The following is an 8,042-nucleotide window of genomic DNA, read 5'->3' as shown; positions in this document are numbered from 1 at the left end:
CGGGCGGCGAGGTGGGCGCGGTAGTGCGGGTCGGCGAACAGCGAACGCAGCACGGACTCGGCGGCGTGACGGACACCTCGGCATTGGGCTTGCGGGGGCTGCGCCGCTTGGGCTTCCCGGCGGTCTGCGCGGCCGCGGCCGGGGCATCGGCCGGCACGGTCGGGACGGACTCGGGCGATGGGGTTTCGTTGGCTTCAGGGTTCATGGCGCGACAGAGGTTCAGCGTCGGATTCGGAATCAGGTTCAGCCGGGGCCCGGGCCGGGGCGTCGCCTGGGGCCTCCCAGGCAGCGTCCGGTGCAAGCCCTTCAAGGGGGGGATCGTGGATCAGGACCTCGGCCGCCGCCGCCTCGGCATGTACGACCGGATCGACCGCCTCGGGGCGGTGCGGCGGCGGGCCGTCGACCCCTTCGGCCGGTGCCGGCGGCTCGACCTGCTCGACCAGGCCGGGTTCTGCGGTCGGATCCTCCCCTTGTGCGGCGGTCTCGATCGCGTCGAGCAGGGAGGACTGCTGAGGCAGATCCTCGGACGGCGCAGTGGCGGGGGAAGCACCGTCGAGCGCCGGCAACTGGTCCAGCGAGGACAGCCCCAGATCGTCGAGAAACTGTTTGGTGGTGGCGTACAGCGCCGGCCGGCCGGGTGCATCGCGATAGCCGATGGTGTCGATCCAGCCGCGGTCCTCGAGCTGTTTGAGGATCTGGCTGCTGACCGTCACGCCGCGGATGTCCTCGATGTCGCCGCGCGTGACCGGCTGGCGGTAGGCGATGATCGCCAGCGTCTCCATCGTGGCCCGGGAATACTTGGGCGGCTTCTCGGGATTGAGGCGGTCGAGGTACTCACGCATCTCGGGCCGGCTCTGGAAGCGCCAGCCCGTGGACACCGCCACCAGTTCCACGCCGCGGCCCTCCCAGTCACGCGCCAGTTCGTCGAGCAGCATGCGCAGGGTATCGGGGCCGAGCTCGTCGTTGAAGAGCGCCCGCATGTCGCGCAGCGGCAGCGGCTGGTGCGCGCAGATCAGCGCGGTCTCGAGGACGCGCTTTGCATCCTGTGTGTTCATTGGCCGTTTGTCGTCCTCGTCCGGGACCGGGCGGTCTGCATGTGGGGACACCGCCCGCGCCGTCTTGCCGCGACGCTACGGGCCCAGCCATGCCAGTGATCGCCGCGGGGATCGCCACGCCGGGTGCGCGGCCGCCCTCCTCGCCCGGCACAGCCCCCTGGAGGAGGCTCCGGGGCGGCGGGCAGCGGTATGTGCGTCTGAACCTATTGTAGCCCGGTGGACGGCGAAGTCCGTGGTCCGCCCGCCACGCACCGCCAGGCCCGGGCGAAATCGTCCGGCGCCGGCGCCTCGAAGGCCAGCGGCCGCGCCTGAACGGGGTGGTCCAGACGCAGTCGCCACGCATGCAGGGCCTGTCGCTGCAGGCCCAGGGCCTCATGCCCCCCGTACAGGCTGTCGCCGACCAGCGGAAACCCGCGAAAGGCCAAGTGCACCCGGATCTGATGGGTGCGTCCAGTGTGCAGGGTACAGCGCACCGCGGAACAGCCCGCTCCCACGGCCACGAGGGCCACATCGGTGCGTGCGTGCCGCCCGTCGGCGACCACCGCCATGCGCACACGCGAGCGCGGATCGCGCGCGATCGGGGCGTCGATGGTGGCCAGCGCCTGCGGCTGCCGGATCTCGCCGTGCACCAGCGCCAGGTACTCGCGATGGACGCTGCGCGCGGCGATGGCCCGCGTGAGCGCCGTCACGGCCTCCAGCGTCTTGCCCACCACCATCAGGCCGCTGGTGTCCTTGTCCAGGCGGTGCACAATGCCGGCGCGCGGAAGGGCCGAAGCCCCCCCGTGGTGGGCCAGCAAGGCATTGAGCAGCGTGCCGGACCAATGGCCTGCCGCCGGGTGCACGACCAGGCCGGCGGGCTTGTCGATCACCAGCAGATGCTCGTCCTCGTAGACCACGGACAGGGCGATGGCCTCGGGCCGGAAGGCCTGACTCTGCGGCGTGGGGCGCAGCTCGAGCCGCAGCCGCTGGCCGGCCTTGAGTTTGCGACTGGGTTGGCGCACAGGCTGCCCGTCGAGCTGCACCGCTCCCTGCTCCACCAACTGCTGCAGCCAGGTGCGCGAGAACTCCGGCGCCAGGGCCACGAGCAGTCGGTCCAGCCGCTGGCCATGACCGGCAGCGTCGATCAGGGTCTCGCGGGTCTCGATCCGCTCGTCGTCGTGCAAGTCGTCCGGGAAGTCGGCCGAGCCCGTCTCGTGCGGGCGCTCGGCACAGGCGTCCCTCTCGGATGGGGGGGTGGCATGCGCCATATAGAATCCGTGCTTTGTCTGAATATGGAACGAGCGCAGGCCCGCGGCCTGCGCCGGATGGAACCGGGATGCACACTCACTTTGCCTTGTTGGCCCGGCGTTGCGCGCTGGCTCTCGCCGGTGCGGCCCTGCTGGCGGCCTGCAGCTCGACCCCGAAGGACGAGACGGCCGGCATGAGCGCCGAGCGAGTGTACTCAGAGGCCCGCGCCGACGCGGCTGCCGGCAACTACGAGCGTGCGATCCGCTTCTACGAACGCCTCGAAGGGCGCGCGGCAGGCACCCTGCTGGCCCAGCAGGCCTTGCTCGAGCTGGCCCACACCTACTACCGCAGCGGCGAACGTGCCCAGGCCCTGGCCACGATCGAGCGCTACATGAAACTCTACCCGGCCAGCCCGGCCTCGGACTACGCCCTCTACCTCAAGGGCCTGATCAACTTCAACGACAACCTCGGCCTGTTCGGTCGCTTCTCGCGGCAGAGCCTGTCCGAGCGCGACCAGCAGGCTTCGAAGGAGGCTTACCAGGCCTTCCGCCAACTGGTCGATCTCTATCCCGAGTCGGTCTATGCCGCTGATGCCCAGGCGCGCATGAACTTCATCGTGAACTCACTCGCCCAGTATGAAGTGCATGTCGCGCGGTACTACTTCCGCCGCGGCGCCTACCTGGCCGCCGCCAACCGGGCCCAGCTCGCGGTGCGCGACTACCAGCAGTCGCCGGCAGTCGAGGAGGCCTTGCACCTGATGGCGCAAAGCTACGACCGGCTGGGCCTGCCCCAGCTGCGCGACGATGCGCTGCGCGTGCTGCAGAGAAACTTTCCGCAAAGCATCTACCTGGGCCAGGCCGGCACCCGCCACCTGAACTGAAGCGCCTGAAAGGCGTGTGAGCGCTCCTCAGGACGCTGGGGCCGAGGCGGCCAGCTCCATCAGCCAGGCCAGGGCGTCGTCCTCGCTGTCGAGCCAGCGCATCGGTGGCAGGGCCGCTCGCAGCCGGCGGCCGTAGGCCATAGTCGCCATGCGCGGATCACAGACGACCAGCAGGCCGCGGTCGCTTTCCGTGCGGATGAGGCGACCCGCCCCTTGCTTGAGCGCCACGGCCGCCTCGGCCACGAACAGATCGTTGAAGGCACTGCGGCCTTCAGCCTCGAAGCGGCGCACCCGGGCCTCGATGAGGGGGTCGTTCGGCGGCGGAAACGGAAGCTTGTCGATCACCACGCACTGCAAGGCGTCGCCGGGCACGTCGATGCCCTCCCAGAAGCTCTGGGAGCCCACCAGCACGGATTGCGGATGGGCCAGGAAGTCCTGGATGAGCTGGCGCTTGGGGGCGTCGCCCTGGCGCAGCACGGTGATGGCTCGGCCCTCGGCCTCGAACTGCTCGCGCAGGGCCTGCGCGATCGGCTGCAGGGCTTTGAGTGTGGTCGTCAGCACGAAGCTGCGCCCGCCCAGCGCCGCAGCGAGCCGTCCGGCCAGTGCGGCCACGGCCGCCGGGTGCCCCGGCTCATTGGGCCTGGGAAAGCGGCGCGGCACGTAGACGCAGGCATGAGACGGGTAGTCGAAGGGGCTGCCCACGCGCAAGACGGTCGCTTCGTCCAGGCCGGCCGGTTCGGTGAACCAGCTCAGCCGCTCGTCGTCGCCCAGCGTGGCCGAGGTGAAGACCCAGGCCTTGGGCGAGGATGCGAGTTGCTCGCGCAGGGTCTCGCGGATGTCGAGCGGCGACTCCACCAGCCGCACCTGCTGGGCGCCGAGGTCGATCCAGCGCACACGCCCGGGCGGTGCAGGCTGCGCAAAGGCCTGCGCACGCTCGGCCACGAGATCCAGCCGCTCGGCCAGCCGCGTGAAGTCCGGCGCCGCACCGGCCACCGCCAGCACCGCCTCCTGACCGGCGCCGGCCGCCTGCGCCACGCCATGCAGGGCCCCATTGAAGGCGTCGCGTCCGGCCCGCTCCTGCCAGCGCAGCTTGACGGGGCCGCGCAGATCGTGCAGCGGCCCGGCAGCGGCCAGCCGCAACTCGCGCGCTGCGCGCTCGATTCCACCCGCCAGGGTGTGCCAGTCGCGCAGGCCGCGCGCATGCTGCAGGCCGGCGGCCAACAGGTCGCGGGCCAGTTCGATGAGCGCTGCCGTGCCCAGGGTAACGCCGAGGAACTGCACACCGGCCTCGGCCAACTGGTGGGCCTCGTCGAAAACCACGACATCCACCGTCGGCAGTAGTTCGGCCATGCCCGTCTCACGCAAGGCCAGGTCGGCGAAGAACAAATGGTGGTTGACGACCACCACGTCCGCAGCCATGGCCTCGCGACGTGCATTCATCACATGACAGCCCCGGTAGCTCGGGCAGTCGCTGCCCAGGCAGTTGTCGCGGGTGGAGGTGACCAGGGGAATCACCGGCGAGCGGTCATCCAGCCCGGGCAGTTCGGCCAGATCGCCGGTGGACGTGCCCTGGGCCCACTGCTCGATGCGCGCCAGGGCGCGTACCGCGCCGCGGTCGGGCCACTGGGCGGTGTGCCGGGCCTGCTGCAGCCGGTGCAGGCACAGGTAGCTACCCCGGCCTTTGAGCAGCGCCGTGCGCAGTGGCAGGCCGAGGGCGTCGCGCACATGCGGCAGGTCGCGCAGGAAAAGCTGATCCTGCAGGCTCTTGGTGGCCGTGCTCACCAGCACCCGCCCGCCGCACAGCAGTGCAGGCACCAGGTAGGCGTAGGTCTTGCCCACCCCGGTGCCGGCCTCGGCCACCAGAACCCGACGGTGCGCGACGGCCTCGGCGATGGCCGCAGCCAAGCGCGTCTGGATCTCGCGCTCGCGGAAGCCGGCATCGGCCCGGGCCAGCGACCCCTGGGGCCCGAAGGCCTCGCGGGTGGCGGCAACGAGCGCATCTTCGGACGGCGCGCCCGACGGGTTCATCGCCACCCCTTCCGGGGGATGCCACGTTGCGGCCGCCACGGCTCAGGCCGGTTCCCGCGGGTCGAGTTCGGCCTCGAGGCGGGCGATCTGGTCGCGCAGCAGGAGCCGGCGTTTCTTGAGGCGTCGCAGCGCGAGCTCGTCACGGGGTGTCTGGAATTCGGCGCCGTCGATGAGGCTGTCGAGATCGGCATGTTCCATGCGCAACTCGATCAGCCGACGCTGAGGCGAGTGCAGGTTTTCATCCATGGCCCATCACCGTTGAAATTTCCCGGCGCAGCGCGAGATGGCTGGATTATAGTTTTGGTCTATCCACGCCCTTTTCCCATGAGCACATCTTCCAAGGGTTACCGCCTGAGCGCGGCCACCGGCATCCACCGGGGCGACCGCATGTACCAGCAGGATCAGGTGGACATCCTGGTCCATGCACGCGTGCCCGGCTGCATGCTGGCGGTGGTGGCCGACGGCATGGGCGGCAAAAGCGGCGGTCGCAAGGCTTCCGACCAGGTCGTCCTCACTGCCCGACAGCTGTTCGACCGCTACTCGCCCACCACCGAGGATGCACGCGACGTGCTCAAGCAGCTCGTGCTGGAATCGCACCTGATGATCAAGCTGACGGCCATCACCGCCGAAGAGGAGCCGCACAGCACGGTGGCCGCCTTCCTCGTGAGCCCGAACCGCGAATGTGACGTGATCCATGCCGGAGATTCGCGTGTCTATCACTTCCGCGGGTCGGACATGGTCAGCCGCACCAAGGACCATTCGTACGTGCAGCGCCTGGTCGACGAGGGGCAGATCACCGAGGAAGAGGCCAACACCCACCCGCAGTCGAACCTGCTCACGGGCTGCCTGGGCACGTTCCAGGACCCGCCGATCACGCTGCACCACATCGACCAGCTCGAGATCGGCGATTCGCTGCTGGCCTGCAGCGACGGCTTGTGGCATTACTTCACCCCGCGTGAGCTCGGGGCCATCGTCAACACCCTGCCTCCGCGCGAGGCCAGCGAGATGCTGGTGAGCAAGGCTCGCCAGCGCGCACGGGGCGGTGGCGACAACCTCTCGCTGGCGCTGGTGCGCGTGGACCTGCTGACCTGAGGAGAGGAATCGGCGCGCCCTCCCCCTGCGTGACCCGCCGGATTCAGGTCAGGCGCGTGTCGACTTCGCGCCGCTGCAGCGACAGGAATTCCCGGGACTGCATTTCGTTCAGACGCGAAACCGTGCGCGGAAACTCGTGGGCCAGCGGGCCTTCGGTGTAAAGCTGTTCCGGCGGCACTTCGGCCGACATGATGAGCTTCACCCGGCGGTCGTAGAGCACGTCCACCAACCAGGTGAAGCGCCGGGCTTGCGAGGCCATGCGCACCGGCATGTGCGGCACGTTGGACAGCAGCACGGTGTGGAACTGCGAGGCCAGCTCCAGGTAGTCGTTCTGTGAGCGTGGCCCGCCGCACAGCTCCTGGAAGTCGAACCACACCACCCCGCCGGCACGCCGTCGCGCGCGAATCTCGCGCTGCTCGATATGCAGAATGGGGCTCTCGTCACGCGCCTCGGCCAGCTCCTCGAAGGCCTGGGCCATCTGCGCATCGGCCTGCTCTCCCAGCGGGCAGTGGTAGAGCTTGACATGCTCCAGCGTACGCTGCCGGTAGTCAGTGCCGTTGTCGACGTTGATGACCTCGAGGTGCTGCTTGAGCAGCTCGATGGCCGGCAAGATACGGTCGCGATGCAGCCCGTTGGGGTAGAGCCCGTCGGGGTGGAAGTTCGAGGTGGTGACGATGCTGACGCGGTGCTTGAAGAGCGCTTCGAGCAGGCGATGCAGGATCATTGCATCCGTCACGTCGGCAACGTGGAACTCGTCGAAGCAGATCAGGCGGTAGCGTCGCGCAATACGGCGACCCAGTTCGTCCAGCGGGTTGACCGTGCCCTTGAGGTCTTGCAGTTCCCGGTGCACCTCGCGCATGAACTCGTGGAAGTGCAAGCGGGTCTTGCGCGTGAGCGGCACGGCCTGGAAGAAGCAGTCCATCAGGAAGCTCTTGCCCCGCCCCACCCCGCCATACATGTACACGCCCCTCGGGAGGGGGGGACGACGCAGCAGCTTGGTCAGCGCGTTCGAGCGCCGGGCCTTGTAGTCGGCCCATTCATCCTGACAGCGCTGCAGGGCAGCCACGGCGCGCAGTTGTGCGGGGTCGCTGCGGTAGCCGCGCGCCTTCAGCGTGTCTTCGTACAACCGGGCGACACTCGTCATGGCGGTCCTGCATGTTCAAGAAAAAGGGCGACGGTGAAGTCGCCCTGGGGCCATGCCTGTGCTTCGATCTCAGAAGTTCAGGGTGCGCTTGTCCACGGCCAGCGCTGCCTCCTTCGTAGCCTCGGACAGCGAGGGATGCGCATGGCAGATGCGGGCGATGTCCTCGGCACTGGCCTTGAACTCCATGGCCACCACGGCTTCGGCGATCAGTTCGGAGGCAAACGGTCCGACGATGTGCACGCCCAGGATCTCGTCCGTCTTGGCATCGGCCAGGAACTTGACCATCCCGGTGGTGTCGCCCAGGGCCCGCGCGCGGCCGTTGGCCATGAAGGGGAAGGTGCCGGCCTTGTAGGCCCGGCCTGCCGCTTTGAGCTGCTGCTCGGTCTGGCCCACCCAGGCGATCTCGGGGCTGGTGTAGATGACCCAGGGGATGGTGTTGAAGTTGACGTGCCCGTGCTGGCCGGCGATGCGTTCGGCCACGGCCACACCCTCTTCCTCGGCCTTGTGGGCCAGCATGGGGCCGCGCACCACGTCGCCCACCGCCCAGACGTTGGGCAGGTTGGTCCGGCAGTCGTCATCCACCACGATGGCGCCGCGTTCGTCGAGCTTCAGGCCC

8 protein-coding genes and 1 pseudogene are annotated in these 8,042 nt (G+C 69.1%); 2 read left to right on the top strand and 7 right to left on the bottom strand.

The features are described 5' to 3' along the window. The 3 genes and pseudogenes from ACK42S_RS12860 to ACK42S_RS12850 form a co-directional block, all read right to left on the bottom strand. Positions 1-205: pseudogene (locus ACK42S_RS12860) on the bottom strand (23S rRNA pseudouridylate synthase B); the annotation flags it as partial. Then, positions 195-1,055, bottom strand: coding sequence for an SMC-Scp complex subunit ScpB (scpB, locus tag ACK42S_RS12855; RefSeq protein WP_409708060.1), 861 nt, complete (start codon positions 1,053-1,055; stop codon positions 195-197). The pseudogene ACK42S_RS12860 and the gene scpB, both read right to left, overlap by 11 nt. 203 nt (positions 1,056-1,258) lie before the next feature. Then, positions 1,259-2,302 (bottom strand): RluA family pseudouridine synthase, encoded by a 1,044-nt coding sequence (locus tag ACK42S_RS12850; RefSeq protein ID WP_409708057.1) that lies wholly within the window; start codon positions 2,300-2,302, stop codon positions 1,259-1,261. Between the two features lie 68 nt (positions 2,303-2,370). On the opposite strand from ACK42S_RS12850, the gene ACK42S_RS12845 reads away from it, so the two are divergent. Further along, on the top strand, positions 2,371-3,162 hold the full coding sequence (locus ACK42S_RS12845; RefSeq protein WP_409708054.1) for an outer membrane protein assembly factor BamD: 792 nt from the start codon (positions 2,371-2,373) through the stop codon (positions 3,160-3,162). A gap of 27 nt (positions 3,163-3,189) precedes the next feature. Here ACK42S_RS12845 and ACK42S_RS12840 read toward each other — a convergent pair whose 3' ends face one another. Together ACK42S_RS12840 and ACK42S_RS12835 are read right to left on the bottom strand one after the other, a co-directional pair. Continuing rightward, positions 3,190-5,190 carry an ATP-dependent DNA helicase gene (locus ACK42S_RS12840; RefSeq protein WP_409708051.1) on the bottom strand — a complete coding sequence of 667 codons (2,001 nt, stop codon included), beginning with the start codon at positions 5,188-5,190 and terminating at the stop codon, positions 3,190-3,192. A gap of 42 nt (positions 5,191-5,232) precedes the next feature. Continuing rightward, positions 5,233-5,436 (bottom strand): DUF465 domain-containing protein, encoded by a 204-nt coding sequence (locus ACK42S_RS12835; RefSeq protein ID WP_409657569.1) that lies wholly within the window; start codon positions 5,434-5,436, stop codon positions 5,233-5,235. A 78-nt stretch (positions 5,437-5,514) separates the two neighbouring features. Here ACK42S_RS12835 and ACK42S_RS12830 point away from each other — a divergent pair, with 78 nt between their 5' ends. Beyond that, a complete protein-coding gene (locus ACK42S_RS12830; RefSeq protein WP_409708048.1) occupies positions 5,515-6,282 on the top strand; it encodes a PP2C family protein-serine/threonine phosphatase in 768 nt (255 codons plus the stop codon). A gap of 43 nt (positions 6,283-6,325) precedes the next feature. On the opposite strand, the gene zapE is transcribed toward ACK42S_RS12830, so the two are convergent. Together zapE and ACK42S_RS12820 are read right to left on the bottom strand one after the other, a co-directional pair. After that, positions 6,326-7,426, bottom strand: coding sequence for a cell division protein ZapE (zapE, locus tag ACK42S_RS12825; RefSeq protein ID WP_409708045.1), 1,101 nt, complete (start codon positions 7,424-7,426; stop codon positions 6,326-6,328). 69 nt (positions 7,427-7,495) lie between these two features. Then, positions 7,496-8,042, bottom strand: a 547-nt coding sequence (locus ACK42S_RS12820; protein ID WP_409708042.1) for an FAD-dependent oxidoreductase, incomplete at its 5' end; no start/stop codon positions are given.

Source organism: Caldimonas sp. (genome assembly GCF_046289365.1).
Taxonomy (GTDB): Bacteria; Pseudomonadota; Gammaproteobacteria; order Burkholderiales; family Burkholderiaceae_C; genus Caldimonas.
This window is presented reverse-complemented; position numbering and strand designations above follow the sequence as displayed.

Excerpts from the sequence above, each read along its gene's own strand:
- ACK42S_RS12830 (WP_409708048.1), top strand. The coding sequence starts at position 5,515 with ATGAGCACATCTTCCAAGGGTTACCGCCTGAGCGCGGCCACCGGCATC.
- zapE (WP_409708045.1), bottom strand. The coding sequence starts at position 7,426 with ATGACGAGTGTCGCCCGGTTGTACGAAGACACGCTGAAGGCGCGCGGC.
- ACK42S_RS12840 (WP_409708051.1), bottom strand. The coding sequence starts at position 5,190 with ATGAACCCGTCGGGCGCGCCGTCCGAAGATGCGCTCGTTGCCGCCACC.
- ACK42S_RS12845 (WP_409708054.1), top strand. The coding sequence starts at position 2,371 with ATGCACACTCACTTTGCCTTGTTGGCCCGGCGTTGCGCGCTGGCTCTC.
- scpB (WP_409708060.1), bottom strand. The coding sequence starts at position 1,055 with ATGAACACACAGGATGCAAAGCGCGTCCTCGAGACCGCGCTGATCTGC.
- ACK42S_RS12835 (WP_409657569.1), bottom strand. The coding sequence starts at position 5,436 with ATGGATGAAAACCTGCACTCGCCTCAGCGTCGGCTGATCGAGTTGCGC.
- ACK42S_RS12850 (WP_409708057.1), bottom strand. The coding sequence starts at position 2,302 with ATGGCGCATGCCACCCCCCCATCCGAGAGGGACGCCTGTGCCGAGCGC.